Consider the following 22,995-nt stretch of genomic DNA (forward strand, 5'->3'; position numbering starts at 1 on the left):
ATTTGTTTGTTTTGGTTGATTTGTGTGCGCCTGATGATCGTCGAAAATTAGCTGGCAAACACGTTATACAATTACATAAATCCTTACAGGATGATAAATCAAAACGTTTAATCAGGTTCCGGCTATAACCGGGATCTGATTATTGCTTTGAGCTGGGTCAAATTACTTCATAACCAGTATCCTCCTTCCCTCTATTTTAAAATGAATACTTTTTGTTGATTCCAGCATTTCCAGCACAACGGATACGTTGCTGTAACGCGATACCCCTCCGCCAAATAACTGGTTCTTGTCTACACCATCTGCAAACGTAACATCTACGTCGTACCATCTGGCAATTCTCCTCATGATACTTGCCAGCGTTTCGTCCTGGAAAAGAAAAACCCCATCCTTCCACGATATTTCGTCTTCGGCATTTACATTTTTAACATTAATGGTATTGCCATTTGATATTGACTGTTGATCTGGTTTGAGCAGTCGCGCAGAATTCCCGTTCGAGACCTTTACACTTCCTTCAACCAGAGTAGTCCTTGTCTCCGGTTCATTTGAATAACAATTGACATTAAAATGTGTCCCTAAAACTTCGACTTCCTGTTGATTCGTCTTTACAATAAAAGGATGTTTTTTATCTTTGGCAATTTCAAAATAGCCTTCGCCCTGAAGCTTGACTATTCTTTTGCCATTTTCAATTAAGGAAGTAGCATACGTGAGACTCGAAGCGGCATTTAAATAGACCAATGAGCCATCGGGCAAACGCACCTGGTAGGTTTCGCCTTTGGCAGTAGATAAAGTGTTTATCTTGTTGGCCATACTAACCGAACCGCTGACTTCATAAACCAATTGCCCATCAGCAGTTTTGTGGATGGTTACACCTGCTTCTTTAGCCAGTTCGCCCTTTACCACACCCGATAATCTGATCTTTTTACCATTGGCAAGTGTAAGGGTAGCGCCAATTTTTCCGGGACCGACATCCTGCACCAATAGGCTCGTATCCTTTTCATTATTCTCGTAAAAGAAGTAAACCCCAAGCAGGACAAAAACAATCGCTGCCGCCATACCTGCAATACGAATCCATAGCTGATCTGTTCGTAGCCTGGTTGGTTGATTTTCCTTGCCTTTATTGATTGCTGACCACATTTTATTGCTTATCGTATCCAGCTTTTTATCAGAGAGGTCAAGTTCTTTGTTTTGGTTAAGCTGAAAAAGCCAAAGCTTTGCAGCAAGTTCTTCCTCAGGACTGTGGTTGTCCCCATCAACTTTCTCTAGAATATCCTTTATATTTTTCTTTGCCATATCAGTAGCGGCTATAGTTCTCTTTAACTGATACTAAGGCGTAGAACCTCCCTTTAAAAATTACTCCAAATGAAGAAATAATTTCAAATACATTGAAAAATCATGCAATCACCTGAATTACAACAATTTTAATTTTATTTAAATTAGGGATTAAGTATAAAAAGTACGTACACCACCAAACCCAGCCTTTCTTTCAGGTGCTTGAGGCCACGTTGTAAATGCACATTTACCGTGTGTTCGGAAATATCCAATCTTTTGGCAATTTCAGCTGCATCAGCGTTTTCTTTATGTTTTAATTCATAAACTTCACGCATGCGGGGTGGCATTGTCGCAATTTCTTTATCGATCATTGTTCTGATATCATTTTCACGAATCAGATAATCCGTTTCATAGCTGTCGACCTCAACAAAATGGTCACCTTTGGTAATGTATTTCCGGATCGTATTTTGACGACGAAAAATATCGAAGATTCTATTCAGAACAGATTTGTATAAATAACCTGAAAGGGTAGTTTTCAGTGCAAATTTTTCCCTGTTACTCAGTATCCATACAAATACGTCCTGTACAACATCCATCGCCTCATTTTCGTCCTCCAGTTTTTTTAGAGCAAAAATATAAAGGAGTTTATCGTACCGGATATAGATTTCTTTAAACGCAGCATCGTCGCCTGCCCGGCATAGTCCTGCCAATTCTGAATCGCTGTGCTTACTATAATCTAACATTATTTTCTATTCCGATAAATTTACGAAATAATTAAAAAAACTCAATGCCACCCTGTTTTGTTTATAGCTACATGAAACAGAGTTATGGCATCCTGTTATACCGATGGAAAGCTGGCGAGCCGGAGTTTTTCCTGGTTCATCCAGGCGGTCCTTTCTTCGTCAATAAAAATGATGGTACCTGGACCATTCCCAAAGGAGAACCAAATGCAAACGAGGAGCCTCTGAACACTGCGATCAGGGAATTTGCAGAAGAAACTGGTTATCGCCCGTCAGGGCATTTCATTCCGCTTAATCCGATTGTACAAAAAGGCGGCAAACAGGTAAATTGCTGGGCGGTTGAAGGAGACTTAGATCCAGTCAAAATCCACAGCAATACCTTTGAATTGGAATGGCCTCCAAAATCGGGAAGAAAACAAAATTTTTCCGAAATAGACCATGCCGGCTGGTACCATTTTGAAGAAGCGAAAAAACTAATCAATGAAAAACAGCAGGATCTTTTGGTACAATTCAACAACCTTGTAAAAAGAAACATTTAAAATGTCAGGAAATTGCCGGAAACTTACATCCCAGGCAATAAAACACGCCGGTCAGGAATGCTATTGCCGCGTTAACAGTTCACTAGGCGCATAGCCAAATTGTTTTTTGAAAGCAAACGAAAAATGAGACAGGTTTTCAAAGCCTACTTCGTAGCAGACCTCCAGCGGTCTTTTTTTCTTTTGTGTAAGCTGGTAATGGGCCAGTTCCAGTCGTTTTTGCGTTAGCCAGCGTTGCGGTGTCATAGCAAAGGCTTTCTTAAAATCCCGTTTAAAAGTCGTAAGGCTTCTCCCGGTAAGGTAACCAAACTTCTCTATCGGCAGATTAAACATAAAATTCTTTTCCATGTAATCGCTCAGGTTAATCTTCCCGGGTTCTTCAAAATTGGCAAGCACATCATCAATCTCCTTATCCAGTGTCCTGAGGATACTGATTGCTTCCATAATCTTAAGGGCAGCAATATCTTCGGGTATAGCTTTCATTTCAAAATACGGAATAAGAGAGGCCAGGCAACTTTCCAGCAAGGGATGGTTGCTGAAACTATAGATTTTCCGGGATGTAAAGTGACCGGGATTTATATTTTTGCCTGCATAAAAATCCCTGAGCCTTTCTGTCGACAGGTGCATCACTACCGTTTTATGCGGATGCCCATCTTTAGGATAGTTGATAATGGTAGCCAGCTGATTCCTGGGAATTAAAAAGATATCACCCTTCCCAAAAACATAGGTCGCATCCGCCTGCACAATCCTGGTTTCACCGGAAAGGAACCATACCAGCATATGCTGATCAAACATGATATCCGACTTGAAAAATTTATCCTCATAACAGGAAAGCTTGATATCTTCAGTTATATACTTTGCTAAATATTCCATTTTATACCTGTTAATTTTTCACTTAGTTCCCACAACCGCTTTGCATTGCCTTCGTCCAGGGAATATAGCTTTACCCCATTCGAAGCAGCTGATTCAGGTGCTAATTTAGCAATATCTGCATCTTCACAATACACCCCGCCAATATTGTTTAATAAGGGGCTGGTTGCACACCAAGCTGTTGTAGCAGCACCTTGCGGAATTGTTTTTAATGAAGCAGCTACTTCGGGCAGCATATTACCCGTTGCATCTACGAAACCCATTTTCTGAAACAACTCCAACGGCGCCTCTCTTCCCAATTCGGTACCACCAATAGAACCGGGATGTACCGAATATGCGCTTACCTGAGCTGACCCGCCGCGATTGTCCAACTCCATTGAAAAGAGGTTGACAGCCGTTTTAGATTGCCCGTAAGCTTGTAATGTTTCGTATTCCCTGTGCAGAAAATTAGGATCATCAAAATCAAAAGGAGCAAATTGATGCCCCTGTGAAGACACATTGACTACCCTGGCACCATTTGCTTTTTTAAGGGCGGGCCACAATTTAGCAGTAAGCTGGAACTGCGCTAAATAGTTGGTAGCCAATTGTGACTCTATACCACGGCTGTCTCTGCGTAGCGGCACCCACATAATACCCGCATTGTTGATCAGCAGATCCAATGATCTTCCTGATGCAAGAAACCCTTCTGCAAATGCATCAATTGATGCCGGCAACATCAGATCCATTTCCGCGAGCTCCACACCCGCAATCCCCTGCAGGTTTTTCTTTGCTTTCTCCATATCCCGCGCAGGTACGATAACCGTTGCGCCTGCCCCGGCTAAAATGCGGGTAGTTTCCAATCCGATGCCGGTATTACCTCCGGTTACAATAGCAATTTTACCGTTAAGGTCAATACCTTTAATTACTTCGGCAGCGGTTGATTTGGCATTAAACCCCGATCCTATCGGACTTTGCAATGCTCCCTGGTTGTTGTTCTGTATCATTTTATTTCTTTTTATGGATACAAAATTAGGGCGCATGATTTTACCTTACTTTGTTTAAAAGGCCGAATTCACTTTGTTTAAAAGACCAGATAGAAATAACAAGCTTTTTAAATACTGTTTTCCATCTTCTAGAGCTACCGGTTATTCACTTCAAAACCTCCGTAACTGATGCGCATGCGTGTGAACAGGTTGTTTGCCGATCAGCATCACCAAAAATTGACAGCCAACACTTTCAGTACAAAAACAACGTTTAATCAAAAAAGAAAGGTACCATGAACAAAAAATTATCACTCTTACTTTTCTCTATGCTGGCCTTTTTAACAAGCTCTGGCCAGGATAAGCAGGGCAAAGATACCGGGGGGCAAATACAGCAGATCTCCAGGGAACAATACAACAGCATTTCAAAAGAAATCAAAACATTCAAGTACAATCCCACCTACCAGGTAAGGTTTACCGCTCAATTCTGTACCTATGAGATCTATATAAACGATATGCTCGCCAACTTCTCCTTTACCACCGGCAACTCCGCCGGAGAACAGCATGCAGACATTCCTCAATACATCCTGCAAAGCGGGCCACAGGAAATAAAAATAAAAATTTATCCCAAAGCGATCCAGGATGGCAAGCTGGAAGACAAATTAAGGCAAGAAGCTGCATTCAGCGCTAGAATCGTACACGGTGAATATGGAAAAACCGACTGGGACAGCTTCACTCAGGTTGCAGCGCTAAAAGTGCCCATAAAAGGCGGAGAAAATGCAATCGAATATAAAACCTCATTTAATGCTCAGGTACCTTACCAATCAGAAGGTTGGAAAAACGGCATTGATCTCAGTAAGGAACAAAAAACTGATCTGATCAAGGAAGCCCTGTCTATCAACCAACAGTTCGCCAGGGCTTATCGCTATAAGGATATCGAGCGCATTGCTTCTATGATCTATAACCGGGAAAAAGAAGTTACACAATCCTTCTTCTTTCGTTCGGGCGAACCTAAGAGTTATGATGATGGCTGGGAAAAAATACAAAAGGAAGCCGATGAAATTCAGAAAATCAAAATAAGCGTTCAATACGACCTGAGGTATTTCGGCAATGGCAAAGTTGTCGCCTTACTGCAACATCAGGGAGAAGACCGTGATTTCCCCGTAATAGAGGCAGAAACAAATGAAGACTACATTTACTATGCCTTATATCTTTACCGGCCGAAAGCAGGCGCTCCTTTAAAAATTATTCGCTAATTTAACACGACCTATGTTCAATATTTTTTTCCTCCTCTTAGTATTTACCGGGATTGTGACCTGGATCTGCTTCAGGCTTAAGGCCGGGAAACAAAGGCTAGTTTTTCTGCTGGCCCTCATCATAGGCATTCCTGCAAACCTGTTCTTTGACTTTAAATGGGGCTGGAAAAACCGGGAAGCGAAATTGATGAAAGCATATGCCGAATGCCTGCAAAAAAATTTACCGTTCGGGGCACACAAAAACTATTTTAAATAAATAATGAAAAGATAATGAAGTTAGCGCGACAAAAGTTTTACATCACCTTTTCCCTGGTTCTGGCCAGTTTATACAATTGTGCCCAAGAGCAGCCAGCCTTAACAGAAAGCAATTTTCTGTATAGTCATGAGCCGGCATGGAAGAAACTATATGGGGTTAAAACCCCGTTCCGAAAGCTGCAGGACCAGGTTACTGAATATCAGACCCCTGCGGCCGTAAATGCTCCGGATAAAAAACAGGTATATGCCATCAGTGTGACCAACTATGCAAAGACAATTACGGAAATTTCTGACAAATACAAACCCAATTACAGGCTAAAGGTTGTCTATACTTATGGGAATAACAACATCATCAAAAGCAAAACAATTTACGATGACAACCTTGATGGAAAAGGCTGGCAATTCAATGAGAAATTTCTTTACAGCTACCAAATTGATAAAAACGGAAACCATTACAACGAAGTTATGCAGTCTACCGATCCCAGGCCAGGCGCAGATGCACCGGTTCCCCGAAAAGTAAAAGCTCTTTACAATCCTAAAAAGCAGCTTGTTAAATATACAGAAGCAGGTTATACCTACCAGTTCAGCTATAATGACAAGGGGGATATCATTCGGGAGCATTACAGCGAAGCAGAGAAAAGTCATGGAGAAACCGTCTACAAGTACATTTATGATGCGAAAGGAAACTGGATCAAACGGGAAACCTTCCGAACCAATTCATTTAAAGACAATCTGCTCGAACAGGTTGTAAACAGAAAAATTGAATATTGATGCCTGTTACGAGCGTTAACCATTCATGTACCGTTATAGCAATTCGATATGAAACGAAAAAAAATAATTCTTACTTTCCTGTGGTTGGCCCCGCTGATCTTTGCTCTTATTACACTGGCCTCATACGATAAAGATATTGACGATATCAGGCTGGGCTTCCCCGAAACTTTTTATTCCAAAAATCATGGAATGAATCTGAATACCGGCCAAATGGGAGAAGCTGTATCATTTCGTACCGATGAGTTTCTAAGGAATGTCGGATTTGCATTGCTGGTTACACTGATATTACTGATCTGCTATGCACTGTTTAAAAAAAAGAATACAAATCGCTACAATAACAAAAAAAATGGTCATAAAAATAAATTCTGCATCCATCGATGAACTTGCAAATATCGATCCCGCACAGGTTAGCTCGGTTTCTATCGAAGGCTACTTAAGCAACGAGAAACTGGATATCCTCAACCAGTTGCTAAACACAAACACCCAAATAAACCTGGTTGTAGTGACTGACCCTGGAGAACCTGAAAAGAAAGACCATTTTACTGGTCTCCAGCTCATCAGCCAGCTGAATAACATCAGGAATTTAAACGTATTGTGCTTTGGATCCCAGCCCCTGGAAAACCTGGAACCACTGCGCGGCATCTACAACCTGGAACACTTTCGGCTTAGCGGGAATTATAACAAGAAGATCGATCTCGATCCTTTACTGGAATCTAAAGCGCTAAAGGTTTTGGAACTTGAATTCGGACTTGCTGATAAAAAGCAATACAAAATCATCAATCAGCTGACTCAGCTCGCTCAGCTGAAAGTATCCACCCTGGATGTAGCAGCAATAATGCCTAACGACAGAATTTCTGAACTAACCGTTACCAATACCCTGAAAAACCCGGAACTGATTACCGCGGCATTCCCTAACTTAAGCAGCTTCAGCATCAGTTATGCAAAAGGTCTGGAATCCTTTGACTTCCTTTCCAGCCTCAAAAAATTAACGCAGCTATCCATTGGCTACACCCAGAAACTCAACCAGCTGCCAAAACTGGCAAACCCGGAGAACATCAACTCTTTGATCTTTCTCCATACACCAAACTTCAAAGGCATCGAGCAAGTCCTGGCATTTGAAAACCTGGAAAGTCTGGCCATAAACGAATTCGATAGTATTCCGGTTGGCGAAGTGGCCAAACTTGAAAAACTAAAAAAACTAAAGCGAGTAGTCCTTAACTTTAAAAAAGATCCCGATCAGGAGCAATTTGAACAACTGGCTTTGAAGAGCGGATGGAAGACAGATTTTAGCCTTTAAACTCATCCACGCATCACCCACAGTTCAGCTCAGCTTATTTTCTCAACGCTAATATCCTCCAGCCGGTAGGATTCGTCAAGCTGGCAATTTATCTGCATATCCGGATACTCTTGTTTTGCTTCACATACCATCACTACCACATCTTCGGGATAAAAGTATAAGCCTACGACGACTAAGGAATGTTGGAGATCTGAATAATCACCTGCTGTAGGCCGATAATCTGATTGTTGAAAAGCAGCATCGGTCAGTTCAGTCGCGATTTCATTTTTAAGTGCCGCTAATCTATCGGCGCTTAGACCGCTCGCCCAGGCCGTTGCATTTGAGATCAGCTCCCTAAAATCCGACTCCTCGGGAACGTCCTCCTTGTCCAGATCGAATTCGGCCACAACTTTAACGAAGTCCGGCAGCGTAAAATAGCCAACCATGCAGCCGTCTTTTAATTTTATGTCTTCAAAAATTTTCATAGGATAGTCATTATTCTTGCCACAATTTCATCCGCAGAATACTCAAAGTATTTTCCGTTTTTATCTTTATTGCGTTGGAAAAGTTTAGGATCGTAACCCTTAAAATTAAATGATAGTAGTGAATGATAATAGCCATCGAGGTAAAGACCAAACTGATCAGAGAAACTGTCATCACCCTCAACCGGTTCACCAAAGGTTTTTAAGCGCTTAACAATCTCCCTCAGTTCTTCCCTGGTTATGTCTCCGTTAAAAACCGGATCAGGTAAACTTATTTTAAACGCAAGGGGTTCTGCCCCCTCTTCTTCCCACCATTCGCCCAGGTTAAACCGCGACATATCTTTCCCCGTAAGCGAGTGTAATTTATCCTCCAGCTTTTTGTACTCTGTCAGTTCCTCATCGCCATGCTCATCACAAAAGTTGGTATAGGCTAAAATCGCTTCCAAAACTTTCGGGTAGCGCTGCTCAGCTGTTTTCAGATCAGGTTCCAGTTCGTTTCTTAATTGCATAAGGCTTAAATTTAAATACGAATACATTTCAGGAAGATTTTAATTTCATTGTGGTTTGTTTTAATCGTTATGGATCACAATTGAAAAGGTTTATAAGATAATGCCTTGTCAACAATTTCTTCCGGACTCAGCTCATCGTACTCCAGTTCAAAAAAATAATTACTGGCATTGGGATCTGGCACATTTGCTAAAAATACTTCCAGCATCTGGTCATTCTCTGCTTTAGTTGCCCCTGAAGCATTCTGTATCTTTTCAGCCAGTTCAATTAGTTCGGTTCGTGTCATGTGGTTTGGAATGAAATTAAATTTAAAATCTTCTGATGAAATAAACAATCACGCAGATCAGTGGAATAAGGATCGTGATCGTGCCGCAAATCAGCATGATCGGCCCTAAGCCCATTCCATCCTGCGGGTCTCCTGTCCTTCGGGTAGCTACGTACCAGAACCAGAGCGCAATCAGGATGTTTATTGCAATACTTACCTGGTAAATAGTAATGTCTTTTCCTCCACTAAGGGAAGACCAGATCAACAGACTATACACGATACTTAATAAAATAGCGAGCCCGAGAATGATTTTGGTTAGTTCAGACATATGCTCAATTTGTTTGCTAAAATTATGCCATGATCTGCTTCCTGCATTTCCATTGAAGCGGGATACCTTTCATCTATTATTTCACTCTCCTTACCTTAAATAATCATAGATCGTTTGATTAACCGCCAGTCTTTTCAGTCTGATCAGAGATTCCAGGTAATAATAATCTGCATAGGTAATGGAACAATCCAGGCCACTATTTGCAGGTTTGTTCCCTGTCGTATGTAAAAGAAAGGCCGAATTGCTATCCCTGCTTTGGTAATGGCGGGATGACAGCTCCGATATCATTTGACCAGCCAGCTTAAAATATTGAGCGGCTTTAGTCCGGTCAGGTACAAATGTAGACAGTTCAATAAGCGCCGAAGCGGTGATGGCTGCAGCTGACGCATCTTTTAACCCATGTTCTGGGTCATCAAAATCCCAAAACGGGATTAAATCAGCAGGTAAACGCTTAATATATACATCTGCCAGCTTTTGCGCAAAATCCAGGAACCGGCTGTCCCTGGTCTCCCGGTAGGTCACTGTATAGCCGTAAATGGTCCAGGCCTGCCCACGGGCCCACATGGACTCATCCGAATAACCCTGATAGGTAATGCCCCTGATCTTTTTCCCAGATGCCGCATCATACAGCACCACATGGTAAGCAGAATAATCAGCCCTGAAATGATTTTTCATCGTGGTTTCTGCATGTTTGACAGCAATGTCATACAGAGATTTACTTCCCCCATTTTTACTTGCCCAAAACAACAACTCCAGATTCATCATATTATCAGCGATCGTGTTGTGAGGCCATTTCTCTTTTTTAATCATAAATGGCCAGGATAAAATCGTACCCACCTTCGGATTAAATAAAGTAGCCAGGGTATCCGCCGATCTCAAAATTGCTTTTTTATACCCCGGATCATGACTTAGCCGATAACCATTACCAAAACTGCAGAAAACCTGGAAACCAAGATCATGATCCACCGCAGGCCTCCGCGTGAGCGGATTCAGGTAACCCGTAAACCTGTCCGCCTGAATTTTCCATTTCGCATCCCCCGTATATTCATACAAGTACCATAAAATACCTGGCCAAAACCCGCTTGTCCACTCTTCTTTACGAACAAAGTTCCAACGCTTACCATCCTTTTCAATATCCCGGGGAAAAACACTGTCCCGGTTGATCTGAGCCAACGTTTTACCCGCCTGTGTTACACAATAATCAAGATTCTTTTCAACATCAACCAGATCTCTGGCAAGCTGAAAGCAGCACATTAAACTGGCCAAGGCGATTAATGGAATAATGACATTCCGTTTAGACAACATATCCGATCTCCTTTTTAATTTATTCATGCCGCTATCGTTCTTCAATGAAATCCAGATCAGTCGAAAAAGATTCTTTCATTTTAATCAATGACCAAAAAGCAATCGAAAGGCATAACAAACCCACTACAGCCCCTGCATAAATCAATGAATCATCCAACAAGGTATACAGGAACTGAAACAACAAGCTCAAAGGAACAACAGCTGCCCTTACAAAATTAGGTACTGTTGTAGTTACCGTAGCGCGGATATTGGTACCGAACTGCTCGGTAGCTATGGTCATAAAAATGACCCAGTAACCGACTGAAAAACCCAGAAAGACACAAATCAGATAAAAAGTTTGAAGGGACGCGTTTTCTATAAAAAAGTAACAAGTTATCCCAATCGTAGAAAGACATAAAAAGACAAATACCACTTTAATCCTGCTTTTCAGTAGCTGACTTAAGATGCCGCTGGCGATGTCTCCAAACACCAGCCCCCCATAACAACAGGCAACAGCTGATCCCGCATCTACCACTCCCTGCACCTTCAGCACCTTACCAAATTCAGGAGAAAGCGTAATTAAAATCCCAACGACAAACCACAAAGGAACTCCGATAATAATGCACCGGAGATACTTCAAAAAGATGCGCCAATTACTGAACAGCAAAAGAAAATTTCCCCTGGAAGTTTCTTGCTGACTGACTTTATAGAACATCCCGGATTCAGACACCCCTATCCTCAGCAACAGCAGGGAAAGACCAAGCCCGCCCCCAATAAAATAAGAGACCTGCCAGGTAAAATACTGGGCAATGTAATAGGCCGCAACAGCACCACTTACACCTACCGAAGCCACAATGGTCGTTGCCTGGCCTCTTTTCCCCTTAGGCATCAGTTCCGCAACCAGGGTAATTCCTGCGCCCAGTTCACCAGCCAGACCAAAACCCGCAATAAACCGCCAGAGCGCATAACTTTCAACAGAATGCACAAACCCATTGGCAATATTGGCTATAGAATATAAAAATATAGAACCGAATAAAACAGAAAGTCTTCCTTTCTTATCCCCTAAGATCCCCCAAAAGATTCCACCGAGCAACATCCCCACCATTTGGACATTCAGTAAAAAAATTCCGCTATCGGTCAGGGCTTTTCCGCTAAGTCCGATAGACTTCAAACTGGGCACCCTGACAATACTAAAAAGCAAAAGATCATAGATATCGACAAAATAGCCCAGAGCGGCCACAATTACTGCTGCATAAACAGCATAGGTATTGGTTTTCTTTGGTACCTGGTTTAACACGCTTAAATGATTCATATGATTTATTGATTTCCTTTTTTCATGCCATGGTATAAAAAGCGCAGCATATCGCCCCTGGATTTACCCTGAATGGTTTCCAGTTTCAGTCCGGACAATTGCGCCCATGAACTTGCTGTCTGCTGATCCAGCGCAAGGGAAAGGTCAGCTTTCCAGCCTGGCAAAAACCCCTTCAATCCCATAGACTGCACCATTTTAAAATCAGGACTGGAAACAGGAACATCCTGGTAATAAATTAAGGTTTGCCCCTGCTCCAATAGCCTGTCCTGCAGGGCACCAAGAGGAACATCCTGAACAGCAATTTTCTGCTCAATAGCCAGAGCCGCCGCAACTCCGGAAGCCTGCCCCATGGCCATCCAGCAGGGCTCCATTCTCAGGGTTGAAAAACCGATGTGGCTACCTGACACCGGCACAGGAAGCAACAGGTTTCTAATCACTTTAGGCACAATAACACCATAAGGAACCGTATACACCTCAGTATCATAACTCAAAAAACCATCGAGATGAACCTTACCCGGTTCCCTTTTCCTTACCCCATGAGAGTCTAGCGCATAATGACTGGAAGTAATGCTGCCGGTGTGTAAGGGCGGACGTTTTCCCGGTGCTACAGGAAGGGCATCCTTTGCGGTAAAAAAATAAAGACCTTCAAAACGCCTTCCTTCCCTGACGTACACCTGTCTTGGAAAATTGCGGTTGTCCGTATATTCATCTTTCGCCAGTCCCCATTTCAGCACCTCTTTTCTAAACGATTCAGGGAGTTCTGCATCGTGCTGCGCAAAATAAAAAAGCCCAAGGGTATAGTTTTTCAGCCGCTGAGCAAAGGCATCCCTCCAGTCCCAACCAGAGGTTGGCCATGGCCAGTTTTCCTCCGGCAGATCTGTAGAGATAAATGCCTGGTGCTGATTGTTCGCGTCGGTCTTGTTATTGGGCAGCATCACCGTATTCACCAGCTTTGCCAGTCCCCATTTATCTCCCGGAATATCAGATCTACCTCCTTTTAAAATTATATTTCGGTTATCTTCCAGCATCTGCCCCGTTACCTTTTCCATTTCAACACCGGTATTTCTACCTGTTAAGACATCACCGATCAGTGACAAATATTCATTACGGTTATAGCGCTCAGGTTTCTCTATAGCAACCTGTTTACCAGGTTCGCTGGTCAGACATACGCGATAATTGTAAGCCTGTACCGCGTTGTCTCCCTGCCCGGTACTACCTGCCTCCTCCGGGCCGCCCCAGTATTTATAAATCCGGCCGGCTCCAGGCTCGTTAAATTCCTTTTTTGCTTCCCGGCCTACCCTGAACGGAACACCTGCAGCAGCGCCCAGATCGCCTTCATAGGTCGCATCAATAAATACAGCGCCAGCATAGGTTTCCAAAGCACCAGTCTGTCTATTTGTAACCTGGATACGCTTAATAAGCCCATCTGTAATGCTGACGTGCTGAGGCTCGGCATCGAATTGCCGCATTTTTAATACTTTGATCCGATCGCCATGTTCCTGCAGCATTTGCTCAAAAACCAGTTCCGCCACAGCAGGCTCAAAATGGTAACCGTCACTACACATTTTCACCTGCATTGATGCTTTACCGAATTTTTTAACATAGTGTGATTTTACACGGGTCAAAAATTCCATAAAAAGCCCGGTTGTCGCTCCTCTGGTCGCAATATCAGTTGCACCCAAACCATTTGCAGGCAGCCCGCCTATATGAGCCGTTCTTTCCAGGATAACAGCAGTTTTTCCCGACCGGGCCGCCGCAATAGCAGCCATGATACCTCCCGGATTGCCACCTACAATAACAAGATCGTATTGGGCATAAGTATGCGTTGCGGTTATTACACAAACAACCATTAAAATATAATACTTAAACATATAACATCATTTAATAAGATTCAGGAAAGACATCTTTTGATCACCTTGAAATTATCCTGCTGGACCTTTTCCAGAAACATTTTTGCTTTTTCCACTTTAGCCAGTGCTACCGGATAGTGATGGTAGATTTCCAGAAGGGCAGCTGTGATTTCCGCAGCCGGAGTTTCATCTATCAGAAAATACCAATCCTGAAGGCCAATGTCCCTCCACATCTGCCCCTTCTTGGTATCACTGGGTTGCTTGACATGTATTGCCGGTATTCCATCGGCTATGGCCATAATGGGAGAATGTGGTTCTGCGCTGACCAGCGCTAAAGATCTGGCATAAACTGAAGCCGCTTCATCAGGCAGCCAAAAGCTATCCCGCCAGACCACGTTAGCCTTGATCTCATCGGGAAGCGGATCAAAAAGCGTTTCTTTTGAGAATTCCACCTGGTAGGTCACTTCCGGGCATAGTAAAACCTTAAGTCCGGTCTCCTTTACCCAGGAAATGATTACCTGGCGGAACTTGAGCGCATCTTTCTCTTTAAACAACTGCGAAACCTCGTCTCTCCATTTGTCTTCATCAGTAGGCACTTTGCCTTTGAGTTTCCAGTTGGGCGTGTAACGCAGGCGTGGAATCACGCAAATAAATTCAGCTTTTTTCATTCCCGTATGATGCAAATATTGATCGGCCTTCAGATCATTTTGCACATCGATCGCAAATGTTGCGTCGGGCGCAAACTCCTGAACCGGACACTTTAAGCTCATGGACTTAAGATATCTAAGGGACTCCGTATCCCGGCAATAAAAAAAGGAAGCATGATTGATCAGTTCTTTTAATTCTGTGCTGACCTCATCCAGAGAAACCCCATAAACGCCAAACGGCTTTTTGGTCTGGTCCCACCATGCCTGCAGGTTCGCATAACCTGCAACATATGGTCCTGAATTGTGCAGCATCAGGGTACATTCGCTGAACGCATTTTGCAGTTCTTCAGACATCCCCCCTCTGAACTTAAGGTCCTTGATGATGGTCAGTTTGGGAAAGCTTTCCTGCAACAGCACATCTACACCCCTGTCCAGGGTATTGGGCCACAGGATGACCTCCACCTGGGGCAGGTATCGTTCAAATAACTTCAGCACACCAAAAGTATGTCCGATATCTCCTATGTTGATGGTCTGCCAGGCTGACCGTAAAAGCACCTTGTGCTTCTTCCTCGCGGGTTCAGCCGAAAGCACTTCCATCACCGGCGCTAAAAATGCCAGAGCAGTTATAGCAGTAGCCTGTTTGATAAAATTTCGTCTTTGAGGTATCATAGATTACGGCCTTTTATCCTTCCATAGCGAAAAATTATCCCAATAGATCTGGAGAACCTTTCCCTGACTGATCATATAATCGATCAGGGTTTTGGAGGTATATAGTTTCATCGGATTCAGGTCTTTCAGGCCATCCGGATTTAATGCGCCCGGTGCGTGTGTACAGTTGTTCACATCCAGAATTACCTGCTTGGTTCCTCCATCAGGGGTCACTGCAAGATAAAATCTCCCATTTACCGCATCACCTTCCTTAAAATAATAATCAATAGTGACCCATTGACCTACAGGCACATCGAGTGTCGTATTGGTTTGCTTCCATATATCCGTAAACAGATCTGTTCCAGGATCATAGGTCTGCCCGGTTATCCTGAAATTAAGTTTGCTACCGACTGTTGCATTTGGTTTAACAATGTCCACCTTGATCCTGAAAGGATCCGGATTGGTGCTCCAGGTATTGTTGTTCCAGAACTCAAATATGGTAAGCCAGGTGAGTGTCTGATTCCAGTTTTTAATGGCACTAAAATCACTGCTCAGGTACATCCTCACCGACTGATAAAGCTCTCTGACCCCGTTACCATTGTTCGCATTGGCCTGTACCCGGCCCTTGCTAAAATTTAAGGCATTAGCCTCGGCCAGCCAGAGTTTTAATACTTTATTCCCCGGGTTCACCGGATCAGGAACAATCCTTGCATACCGCATGGTCGTATCACCACCCTCATAGCTGAAAAAGAAATTATTAAAAACCGGAGCAAGGTCCGTTTGCCAATTGTTCGGGGCGCTCAGCTGGTTGTCAATACCATTGATCTGGTCAGTCTGAGCAGCTAAAGCAGAGATGGCACAAGTGCCCTCGAAACCAGAATTGAAAATAAGCAGCGGATTAACAGGCGTCATTGCCAGATCTGAAAGATCGCTGACCACAACATCATCTAAATCGATAATGCCTGAGCTGGTCGTATAGGCGAACTTCAGATCACTCAAAGACTGGCCCGGAGTAAGCGCCGCTTTTTCATCATACACTTTTGTCGTTCCTACCCACAAATCCCATTTATCAGGCGACAGCAGATCCTGGGACCCGGCAGGTGTGGTATAACGGATCAACACATCTGAATTGTTAATTACCCAGGTTATTTTTTGACTACCCGCAAAAGCAGCGGAATTAACAGTGTTATCAGGATTTGACCTGAGGTAAAATTGTCCGGGAACAGCCCCCATAAATATACCCAACCTGGAATGGACAAGCGCATTGTTTTCTCGTGGTGTACCTGTCAGGGTATTAACGCCTTCCACAAACCCCGCTCCCAGCTGTAAGACAGCAGAAGTATTCTCATTGGCGACAGCATTGAACGAGGTACTGATCTCTAAACTGACCTGCACGACTGAAGGCAGGGGAGCAAAGTCCGTTGTCCTGGAGAAATAACCGTAATTGGCACTTGCCGTCCGGTCAAACCTGAGCTTACCATTGTTGATGGAAACTGCAGTGCCCGGCCCGGTGGTACCAATGGAATTAAACTGGTCTGTCCCGGGAAGTGTACTTACGTAGTCAGAAACCGTTGCCGAAGAATCAAAATTCTGCGTAAACAACGGCCCAGACAGCATGTTAGCCAATTCTTTGAACTGGATGGTTTCACTTTTTAATGCTTGTATCCCGATCTCTTTGCAAGAAATGTTGATTAGAACAGACAGCACAAGCACGATTAAAAATGGAAGATATACTATGGATTTCATAATCTGAGTGATTTGATGAATGATTGGATTATGGGTTGATGGTTACTGTCAATTCCTTTTTCAGTTCGGCACTCCCGGAAATGTTGGCATTATAACCGATAAAGACAGCTTTGTATATCCCTTCTTTGGTATACACATATTTGTACGTACTGATCTTGCTGTCTGCAATACCCTTGATTGGCACAGGCCTGTCTGGCCCGTAATCTTGTGTCCCGATGCTGAAGCCTTTACTGATGGCCCAGTTCTCGGTTTCAAGATTACGGTTGGCATCTGTGACTGAATGTGCAACCAGCGAGATCCTGGAATTGCTAAGTGTTGACCTTGAAGGAGCAATATTTGCTTGCTTATCAAAAAGCCGGAAGCCTGAAGTGGGAATATCTCCTTTCTTTTGCAATCCGACACTACTTTCCGAGTTCAGCAAGAAATTCTCTACCCGCCAGGTCCTTCCGATCCCGTAAACGCCCTGGTCCTTTACCTTATACCTGAAGGCGATAAAAATGGTTTGCGCATTTGCAGCAAGATCCGTGATGTCGATCTCCCTGGAATAAGTAAATACCGCGGTTGTGGCCAGCGTAAATCTGCTGGTTATATCTGTCCAGTTTGCCAGCTGAATGTCTGAAAAAGAACTGCCACCATTAAAATCTGTAGACACCAGGACTGAAAACTGTCCCTGTTGTGTCCCAAATTCAACACTGCTCTGAAAAGAAAGCCTCAGTTTTCCGGGCTGTACAATTCTGCCTTCCCTGAAAGTATAATCATGCAGGGGCTCACCGGAATAAAAGCTAATCAGCTGGGCATCTCCTTCAATTTTGAACTTCACTTCTTCCCCCACCTTATAGGCATTCTTCTCAGTAGCAATACTTAGATCAGGAGGATTAACGGCCAATTCGTCCTTACAGGAACTGAATGTGAGCGCAAATAGCAATAGGATATATAAAGATTTCATGTTCTTGTATGAGGTTACCAGTTGGGATTTTGGTTAAGTGCAGGATTTAAACTCAGCTCTCTTGAGGGAATAGGATATAGCAAATGCTTTTCAGCCACATTTTTATAGGCAAGGGCATAAAAACTGCCTGGTATATCCTTGGCCATTTTTGTCTCTGTACCTTTCATGGTCGGGATAAACAAACCCCAACGGATCAGGTCCGGCTTTCTAAGTGCTTCAAAGCACAATTCCCTTGACCGCTCATCGACCAGCGCATTAAAGAAATCTGTTTTATTGGTCAGGCTATTGGCTCCGGTAAATAAGGAGGCATGTGCCCTTGCTCTGACCAGGTTCAGTGCATCAACAGCAGCAGTTGTAGGGCCATTATGGACCTCGTTTTCTGCTTCAGCGTACATCAACAGTACATCAGCAAACCGCAGGAGCGGGAAATTAGTAGGTGTGGCATTGTTTGATTTTGGGAAAACCAGTTCCCATTCCCTGCGATATTTACCAACTCTTCGGGTGTACAAAGAAGCTTCTGTAGTTGAAGTATAATAAGTCTTGGTTCCTGTGGCGCTATAAATATAAGTAGCCACAACGCAGTCCCTTCGCACATCACTTGCCTCAAAAGAACGGTACAGTTTTGCTGTCGCATTTAAAAAGCCAAAGGCATTCCCAATGATGTCATTATTACTGGAGTAAATCCCGATCCAGGCGCCAACGGAACCTGTTTCACTAAAGCCATCTGCTCCATTCCCCCAAAATTCGACTTCGAAGATACTCTCCTTAATGTCGTATTTATCCTGAGCATAATTGATAAAGATCTGTGTATAATCAGGGTTTAGCATATGTCCGGCCTCCCCGTCATCGATGACTTTTTTTGCCCAGGCACTTGCTTCCTGATACTTCGAAAGATCTTTTAAAGGGTAACCTGCCATGTATAGACAAACCCTGGACAAAACGCCCCTGACTGCAGATTTATTGACCCGACCACCAAATCCAAAAGTTTTAATAGGGGCCACTAAAGCTTCCGCGCTCTTCATGTCTGAAAGTACCTGTTCGTAAACTTCCTTTAGGGGTGATCTGGCAATATCGGTATCATCCGGAGAACTTGCTGGCTGGAGTACCAGGGGCACAGCACCAAAATTCTGGGCCAGCAAAAAATAGTAATACCCTCTTAGAAACAAAGCTTCGCCCCTGATCTGTAACCTGATCGCTTCATTTACTTTCAGGTTATTGTCTACATTGGCCAGCAGCGTATTTGCCCTGTTTATGCCCATATACAACTCTCTCCAAAAACCTGAAACATAGGTGTCCGAAGAAGTAAAATTATAGACCTGCGGACCCGACACCACAGCACTGGTATTGTAAAAACCCTCATCCGCTTCTATCCCCACCCTTGAAATATAATGTCTGCCATATAAATCGAGCGAGCCCAGCGGATCATAGACCCCGGCCAGCGAGTACAGCAATTGCTCCTCGGTCTGGTAGTAGTAAGACGGTGGAAGAAAGTCCTTTGGCTCCACATCCAAAAATTTCTTGCAAGACATATTGGTACATAAAAGAAGGAGAGTTAAAAAGTAATAGATCTTTTTCATATTCATTTGAGGCTATGCGGTTAAAATGTGGCGTTAATACCCAATACAAAGGTTTTGGCCTGCGGATAAGCGGAAAAGTCAAAACCAGGAGTTAAATTGGAATTCCTGGCGGATACCTCAGGGTCCATACCTGAATAATTAGTCCAGGTGAGTAGATTCTGCGCAGATACATTGATTCGTAATCCGGAAAGGTAAAGCGGCCTGAGCATTTTCTCCGGCAGATTGTATCCCAGGGAAAGTGTTTTCAAACGCAGGTAAGAACCATCCTCAATCACTCTGGAGGAAAAGCGGCCTAAGGGGCCCTGACCACCTGACCTGTAATTGGCATTGGTCTGGTTTTCCGGCGACCAGCGGTTCAGGTAACTTGCAAACTGATTGGTCTCCAGCCTAATGAGCCCATTTCCTTCAAACAGCAAACGGTTAGCGTTATAGATATCATTCCCATAAGACCATTGAAAAAGCACGTTCAGATCAAAATTCTGATACGTCAGGTTGTTTGAAAAACCTCCGGTATGTTTAGCAAAACCACGTCCGATAATCGTCTGATCATAATCGTCAGTTGCCCCATCATTATTCAGGTCCCTGTATTTAATATCACCCGGCTGTATGGTTTCTCTGCTGTTGCCGTTTGTGGGCACATTGAGTTTTAATTTATATTTACCAGGTTCGGGGCTATCGAAATCGGCATACTGATACACCCCATCAAAAATATACCCGTAAAACATAGCAGCAGGCTGGCCCACTTTAGCCAGGTATAAGGATGAATTGTTATACTGGCTTTCCAGCTGGACGAAGGAGAAAAGATTCTCCTGTCCTCTGGTCAGCGCCAGGATTTTATTGCGGTTAAAGCTAATGTTGAAACTGCTTTTCCAGGAAAATACATCGTTTTTGATGTTTACAGTGCTTAGGCTTAACTCCAGTCCTTCATTTCTGATCTTTCCGATATTTTTATACTCCTGGCTAAATCCGGTCGTGTAAGGCAGGTCAGCATATAACAACAAATCACTTGTCGTTTTTCGGTACACATCTGCCGTAAAAGCCAGTCGGTCCTGAAACAAACCCAGATCGTAACCCAGATCTATCTGCTGGGTGACTTCCCATTTCAAATTCCTGTTGCCCAAACTGGTAGGAACAAGTCCTTTGGTGGGCATGGCATTGTTGAAAGAATAGGAATCAATAATGGGCATCTGTAAGGTCCCCAGGTAGGCAAAATCATTGACACGGTTATTCCCGGTATTTCCGATGCTGGCTCTGATCTTCGAGCTGGAGACCGCTTTAAAATTCTTTAGAAAAAGTTCTTCCTTCATGTTCCAGGCCACAGCCGCAGATGGAAAATAACCCCATCGGTGGCCGGGTGCAAATTTGGATGAGCCATCTGCCCTAATGGTAAAATCAAGCATATACTTTGATTTCAGGCTATAACTGAACCTGCTGTAAAATGAAGATAAAGTAAATTCAGAATCGGAAGCCATACTGTAATAAGGTGTTCCTTCATCAAAACCGGAAAACCGCAGCTTTTCATTGGGAAGGTTCTGTACAGAAACGCCTTGGATTCTGGTGCGGCTTCCCTGGAGTGAGAAACCGCCGAGAATATTGATTTTGTGTGTATTATTAAAGGTTTTCTGGTAAGAAAGTGTATTTTCGTTAGACCAGTTGTATAGATCGGTATACCTGACCTCTCCGTTTATTCCCCTTACATTTAAAGGATTCAACGGGGATCCCTGTGGGGTTTTAGAATTGTAAAATGCCTCAAACTGTCGCTTTCTGCTGTTGGCCGTACCAGTAACTTTTAAAGTCAGATTATTGCTGATGGCATAATTCAGATAAGCATTGGCAAGCAAATCTAAACTGGTATTGGTGCGGTCGAAATTTTCGGCTGTAACAATCGGATTTACCCGTGTATAATTGGCATCGATGATATCCGGATCGACGTCCTCGTCGATAAGGTTCAGGTTTGGATCACCACTAAGCGGCCGGTACCCCCATACATTAGAGAAAAAGAAAGAAGAAGAATTCCCTCCGTTCAACGCCAGTACCGGTACTCCATAAGATGAACTGTTGCTGTAATTTACACTGATACCGGTTTTTATCTTTTTGCTAAGACTCTGATCCAAAGAAAAACGTCCCTGGTACCGCTTAGAACCTGTATTAAGGATGATCCCATGCTGATCATATAGGGAACCCGAAACCGAATATTTAGTCAATTCATTTCCACCCCTTATGGCCAGATTCTGAATGAAATAAGGACTCTGTTTAAAAACCTGGTCATGCCAGTTAATGCCCTTTGTGTTTCTATAGGATTCAAGGGTACGCCCATCTTTCAGATACCTTTCTGTAGCATGGACGGTATTAATTTCCAGCTGGTATTTTACATAGTCATAGGGTTCCATAACAGGCAGTTCCTTACCCACCTGCTGGAATCCATAGGAGCTGTTTATCGTGACCACAGGCTTGCCTGCTTTTCCTTTTTTTGTCTCAATGATGACTACCCCATTTGCAGCCCGCGCGCCATATATGGCCGTGGCAGATGCATCTTTGAGGATATTTAAAGAAGCAATGTCCTCATTATTTAATGACCTGGCGTCAAAGTCCTCTACCGGAAAACCATCAATCACATATAAGGGAGCTGTACTCTGGGTCAGCGACCCAACACCGCGGATGATGATTTCCTGTGCGGCACCGGGCTGACCATCGCTGGCTGATACCTGGACACCAGCCACACGGCCTGCCAGCGCTTCAGAAAATGAAGCAACCGGTGCTTTATTCAGATCGGCTATATTGACCTGCCCTACCGATCCGGTCAGGTCTCCTTTCCTGGAAGTCCCATAACCGATGACCACCACCTGGTCCAGATCCGTCGCGGTTTCACGTAAAATGACATCGATGACTTTCCGGGAACCAATAGTAATCTGCTGGCTGGCGAAACCAATAGCAGAAAACAACAGCACATCTTCTTTTGCGAGGTGTTTAAGGTTATACTTGCCGAGCTCGTTGCTGGTTGTACCAGTCGTGCTGCCTTGAATTTTCACGCTGACTCCCGGAACAGGTTTTCCCTTTATATCAGTTACTGTTCCGCTCAGCGTCTGCTGCATTTCAGTTACCTGTGCTGCGCCTGAGGGATTTTTTTTTTCCAGAACGATCACACTGTTCCGCCTGACCTGATACCCAATATTCTTGTCTTTCAACAGGAAATCCAATACTTCTGATAATTTGGCCCCTTTAAAATTCAAAGTAACTTTTTCCTTATCATCCAGGAGTTGATTGCCGTAAAAAACGGTAAGCCCGGTTGCTCTTTTTATCTGTTCAAATGCTTCGGCTAAAGTAATGTTTGTTCCAGCTATGCTTATCCGCTGTTGGTCCCCCTGTTGGCTTTGGGCATAAGTGTTGCGCGCCATCAGCATCAAAAACAACAGCATAAGTTTTAATGACCTGGTTGTCCCGGCCCAGGTAAGAATCTGAATCGTCATGAAA

22 protein-coding genes are annotated in these 22,995 nt (G+C 43.6%); 6 read left to right on the top strand and 16 right to left on the bottom strand.

All coding sequences use genetic code 11. The features are described 5' to 3' along the window. Positions 1-162 precede the first annotated feature (162 nt). Both ABIE26_RS20895 and ABIE26_RS20900 read right to left on the bottom strand, forming a co-directional pair. Positions 163-1,290, bottom strand: a complete 1,128-nt coding sequence (locus ABIE26_RS20895) for a FecR family protein (RefSeq protein WP_310145427.1) — start codon at positions 1,288-1,290, stop codon at positions 163-165. A 143-nt stretch (positions 1,291-1,433) separates the two neighbouring features. After that, entirely contained in the window at positions 1,434-2,012 is a 579-nt protein-coding gene (locus ABIE26_RS20900; protein WP_310145429.1) for an RNA polymerase sigma factor, read from the bottom strand. A gap of 71 nt (positions 2,013-2,083) precedes the next feature. Between ABIE26_RS20900 and ABIE26_RS20905 the strand changes: the two genes are divergently transcribed. Further along, positions 2,084-2,548, top strand: a complete 465-nt coding sequence (locus ABIE26_RS20905; RefSeq protein ID WP_310145431.1) for an NUDIX domain-containing protein — start codon at positions 2,084-2,086, stop codon at positions 2,546-2,548. Positions 2,549-2,608: 60 nt separating this feature from the next. Here the strand turns inward: ABIE26_RS20905 and ABIE26_RS20910 are convergent, their stop codons facing one another. Both ABIE26_RS20910 and ABIE26_RS20915 read right to left on the bottom strand, forming a co-directional pair. After that, a complete protein-coding gene (locus ABIE26_RS20910) occupies positions 2,609-3,418 on the bottom strand; it encodes an AraC family transcriptional regulator (protein WP_310145433.1) in 810 nt (269 codons plus the stop codon). Then, positions 3,406-4,398 carry an SDR family NAD(P)-dependent oxidoreductase gene (locus tag ABIE26_RS20915; protein WP_310145434.1) on the bottom strand — a complete coding sequence of 331 codons (993 nt, stop codon included), beginning with the start codon at positions 4,396-4,398 and terminating at the stop codon, positions 3,406-3,408. The genes ABIE26_RS20910 and ABIE26_RS20915 overlap by 13 nt, the downstream gene beginning before the upstream one ends. Before the next feature lie 272 nt (positions 4,399-4,670). On the opposite strand from ABIE26_RS20915, the gene ABIE26_RS20920 reads away from it, so the two are divergent. Genes ABIE26_RS20920 through ABIE26_RS20940 form a run of 5 tightly spaced genes read left to right on the top strand, consistent with a single transcriptional unit; the run spans position 4,671 to position 7,953 of the window. Next, entirely contained in the window at positions 4,671-5,630 is a 960-nt protein-coding gene (locus tag ABIE26_RS20920; protein ID WP_310145435.1) for a hypothetical protein, read from the top strand. 13 nt (positions 5,631-5,643) lie between these two features. Continuing rightward, a complete protein-coding gene (locus ABIE26_RS20925) occupies positions 5,644-5,886 on the top strand; it encodes a hypothetical protein (protein ID WP_310145437.1) in 243 nt (80 codons plus the stop codon). 14 nt (positions 5,887-5,900) lie between these two features. Then, positions 5,901-6,656: a hypothetical protein gene (locus tag ABIE26_RS20930; protein ID WP_310145438.1), complete on the top strand. Its 756-nt coding sequence runs from the start codon at positions 5,901-5,903 to the stop codon at positions 6,654-6,656. A gap of 48 nt (positions 6,657-6,704) precedes the next feature. Continuing rightward, the gene (locus ABIE26_RS20935; protein WP_310145440.1) at positions 6,705-7,037 is read left to right on the top strand and encodes a hypothetical protein; all 333 of its coding nucleotides are present in this window, start codon (positions 6,705-6,707) and stop codon (positions 7,035-7,037) included. Next, a complete protein-coding gene (locus tag ABIE26_RS20940) occupies positions 7,003-7,953 on the top strand; it encodes a hypothetical protein (protein WP_310145441.1) in 951 nt (316 codons plus the stop codon). The genes ABIE26_RS20935 and ABIE26_RS20940 overlap by 35 nt, the downstream gene beginning before the upstream one ends. A gap of 29 nt (positions 7,954-7,982) precedes the next feature. Here ABIE26_RS20940 and ABIE26_RS20945 read toward each other — a convergent pair whose 3' ends face one another. The 12 genes from ABIE26_RS20945 to ABIE26_RS21000 all read right to left on the bottom strand — a co-directional run bounded on the left by ABIE26_RS20945 (position 7,983) and on the right by ABIE26_RS21000 (position 22,991). After that, the gene (locus tag ABIE26_RS20945) at positions 7,983-8,417 is read right to left on the bottom strand and encodes a hypothetical protein (protein ID WP_310145443.1); all 435 of its coding nucleotides are present in this window, start codon (positions 8,415-8,417) and stop codon (positions 7,983-7,985) included. Continuing rightward, positions 8,414-8,923: a hypothetical protein gene (locus ABIE26_RS20950; RefSeq protein WP_310145445.1), complete on the bottom strand. Its 510-nt coding sequence runs from the start codon at positions 8,921-8,923 to the stop codon at positions 8,414-8,416. The genes ABIE26_RS20945 and ABIE26_RS20950 overlap by 4 nt, the downstream gene beginning before the upstream one ends. A gap of 74 nt (positions 8,924-8,997) precedes the next feature. Further along, positions 8,998-9,207, bottom strand: coding sequence for a hypothetical protein (locus ABIE26_RS20955; RefSeq protein ID WP_310145448.1), 210 nt, complete (start codon positions 9,205-9,207; stop codon positions 8,998-9,000). 22 nt (positions 9,208-9,229) lie between these two features. After that, complete coding sequence (locus tag ABIE26_RS20960; RefSeq protein WP_310145450.1) at positions 9,230-9,514, bottom strand: hypothetical protein; 285 nt, start codon at positions 9,512-9,514, stop codon at positions 9,230-9,232. Positions 9,515-9,604: 90 nt separating this feature from the next. Beyond that, the gene (locus ABIE26_RS20965) at positions 9,605-10,846 is read right to left on the bottom strand and encodes a glycoside hydrolase family 88 protein (protein WP_310145452.1); all 1,242 of its coding nucleotides are present in this window, start codon (positions 10,844-10,846) and stop codon (positions 9,605-9,607) included. A 4-nt stretch (positions 10,847-10,850) separates the two neighbouring features. After that, entirely contained in the window at positions 10,851-12,110 is a 1,260-nt protein-coding gene (locus ABIE26_RS20970; protein WP_310145454.1) for an MFS transporter, read from the bottom strand. Positions 12,111-12,115: 5 nt separating this feature from the next. Next, the gene (locus ABIE26_RS20975) at positions 12,116-13,981 is read right to left on the bottom strand and encodes an FAD-dependent oxidoreductase (RefSeq protein WP_310145456.1); all 1,866 of its coding nucleotides are present in this window, start codon (positions 13,979-13,981) and stop codon (positions 12,116-12,118) included. Positions 13,982-14,001: 20 nt separating this feature from the next. Next, positions 14,002-15,276, bottom strand: a complete 1,275-nt coding sequence (locus tag ABIE26_RS20980; RefSeq protein WP_310145458.1) for a polysaccharide pyruvyl transferase family protein — start codon at positions 15,274-15,276, stop codon at positions 14,002-14,004. Between the two features lie 3 nt (positions 15,277-15,279). Further along, positions 15,280-17,001, bottom strand: coding sequence for a hypothetical protein (locus ABIE26_RS20985; RefSeq protein ID WP_310145460.1), 1,722 nt, complete (start codon positions 16,999-17,001; stop codon positions 15,280-15,282). A gap of 28 nt (positions 17,002-17,029) precedes the next feature. Further along, positions 17,030-17,947, bottom strand: coding sequence for a DUF5017 domain-containing protein (locus ABIE26_RS20990; RefSeq protein WP_310145462.1), 918 nt, complete (start codon positions 17,945-17,947; stop codon positions 17,030-17,032). Positions 17,948-17,961: 14 nt separating this feature from the next. Beyond that, positions 17,962-19,476, bottom strand: a complete 1,515-nt coding sequence (locus ABIE26_RS20995; protein WP_310145464.1) for a RagB/SusD family nutrient uptake outer membrane protein — start codon at positions 19,474-19,476, stop codon at positions 17,962-17,964. Between the two features lie 68 nt (positions 19,477-19,544). Further along, on the bottom strand, positions 19,545-22,991 hold the full coding sequence (locus ABIE26_RS21000) for a TonB-dependent receptor (RefSeq protein WP_310145465.1): 3,447 nt from the start codon (positions 22,989-22,991) through the stop codon (positions 19,545-19,547). Positions 22,992-22,995 lie beyond the last annotated feature (4 nt).

The organism is Pedobacter africanus (assembly GCF_040548825.1).
GTDB lineage: Bacteria > Bacteroidota > Bacteroidia > Sphingobacteriales > Sphingobacteriaceae > Pedobacter > Pedobacter africanus_A.

What these genes read in the sequence shown, in the direction of transcription:
- ABIE26_RS20895 (WP_310145427.1), bottom strand. Translation starts at nt 1,290, where the DNA reads ATGGCAAAGAAAAATATAAAGGATATTCTAGAGAAAGTTGATGGGGAC.
- ABIE26_RS20900 (WP_310145429.1), bottom strand. Translation starts at nt 2,012, where the DNA reads ATGTTAGATTATAGTAAGCACAGCGATTCAGAATTGGCAGGACTATGC.
- ABIE26_RS20905 (WP_310145431.1), top strand. Translation starts at nt 2,084, where the DNA reads ATGAAACAGAGTTATGGCATCCTGTTATACCGATGGAAAGCTGGCGAG.
- ABIE26_RS20910 (WP_310145433.1), bottom strand. Translation starts at nt 3,418, where the DNA reads ATGGAATATTTAGCAAAGTATATAACTGAAGATATCAAGCTTTCCTGT.
- ABIE26_RS20915 (WP_310145434.1), bottom strand. Translation starts at nt 4,398, where the DNA reads ATGATACAGAACAACAACCAGGGAGCATTGCAAAGTCCGATAGGATCG.
- ABIE26_RS20920 (WP_310145435.1), top strand. Translation starts at nt 4,671, where the DNA reads ATGAACAAAAAATTATCACTCTTACTTTTCTCTATGCTGGCCTTTTTA.
- ABIE26_RS20925 (WP_310145437.1), top strand. Translation starts at nt 5,644, where the DNA reads ATGTTCAATATTTTTTTCCTCCTCTTAGTATTTACCGGGATTGTGACC.
- ABIE26_RS20930 (WP_310145438.1), top strand. Translation starts at nt 5,901, where the DNA reads ATGAAGTTAGCGCGACAAAAGTTTTACATCACCTTTTCCCTGGTTCTG.
- ABIE26_RS20935 (WP_310145440.1), top strand. Translation starts at nt 6,705, where the DNA reads ATGAAACGAAAAAAAATAATTCTTACTTTCCTGTGGTTGGCCCCGCTG.
- ABIE26_RS20940 (WP_310145441.1), top strand. Translation starts at nt 7,003, where the DNA reads ATGGTCATAAAAATAAATTCTGCATCCATCGATGAACTTGCAAATATC.
- ABIE26_RS20945 (WP_310145443.1), bottom strand. Translation starts at nt 8,417, where the DNA reads ATGAAAATTTTTGAAGACATAAAATTAAAAGACGGCTGCATGGTTGGC.
- ABIE26_RS20950 (WP_310145445.1), bottom strand. Translation starts at nt 8,923, where the DNA reads ATGCAATTAAGAAACGAACTGGAACCTGATCTGAAAACAGCTGAGCAG.
- ABIE26_RS20955 (WP_310145448.1), bottom strand. Translation starts at nt 9,207, where the DNA reads ATGACACGAACCGAACTAATTGAACTGGCTGAAAAGATACAGAATGCT.
- ABIE26_RS20960 (WP_310145450.1), bottom strand. Translation starts at nt 9,514, where the DNA reads ATGTCTGAACTAACCAAAATCATTCTCGGGCTCGCTATTTTATTAAGT.
- ABIE26_RS20965 (WP_310145452.1), bottom strand. Translation starts at nt 10,846, where the DNA reads ATGAATAAATTAAAAAGGAGATCGGATATGTTGTCTAAACGGAATGTC.
- ABIE26_RS20970 (WP_310145454.1), bottom strand. Translation starts at nt 12,110, where the DNA reads ATGAATCATTTAAGCGTGTTAAACCAGGTACCAAAGAAAACCAATACC.
- ABIE26_RS20975 (WP_310145456.1), bottom strand. Translation starts at nt 13,981, where the DNA reads ATGTTTAAGTATTATATTTTAATGGTTGTTTGTGTAATAACCGCAACG.
- ABIE26_RS20980 (WP_310145458.1), bottom strand. Translation starts at nt 15,276, where the DNA reads ATGATACCTCAAAGACGAAATTTTATCAAACAGGCTACTGCTATAACT.
- ABIE26_RS20985 (WP_310145460.1), bottom strand. Translation starts at nt 17,001, where the DNA reads ATGAAATCCATAGTATATCTTCCATTTTTAATCGTGCTTGTGCTGTCT.
- ABIE26_RS20990 (WP_310145462.1), bottom strand. Translation starts at nt 17,947, where the DNA reads ATGAAATCTTTATATATCCTATTGCTATTTGCGCTCACATTCAGTTCC.
- ABIE26_RS20995 (WP_310145464.1), bottom strand. Translation starts at nt 19,476, where the DNA reads ATGTCTTGCAAGAAATTTTTGGATGTGGAGCCAAAGGACTTTCTTCCA.
- ABIE26_RS21000 (WP_310145465.1), bottom strand. Translation starts at nt 22,991, where the DNA reads ATGACGATTCAGATTCTTACCTGGGCCGGGACAACCAGGTCATTAAAA.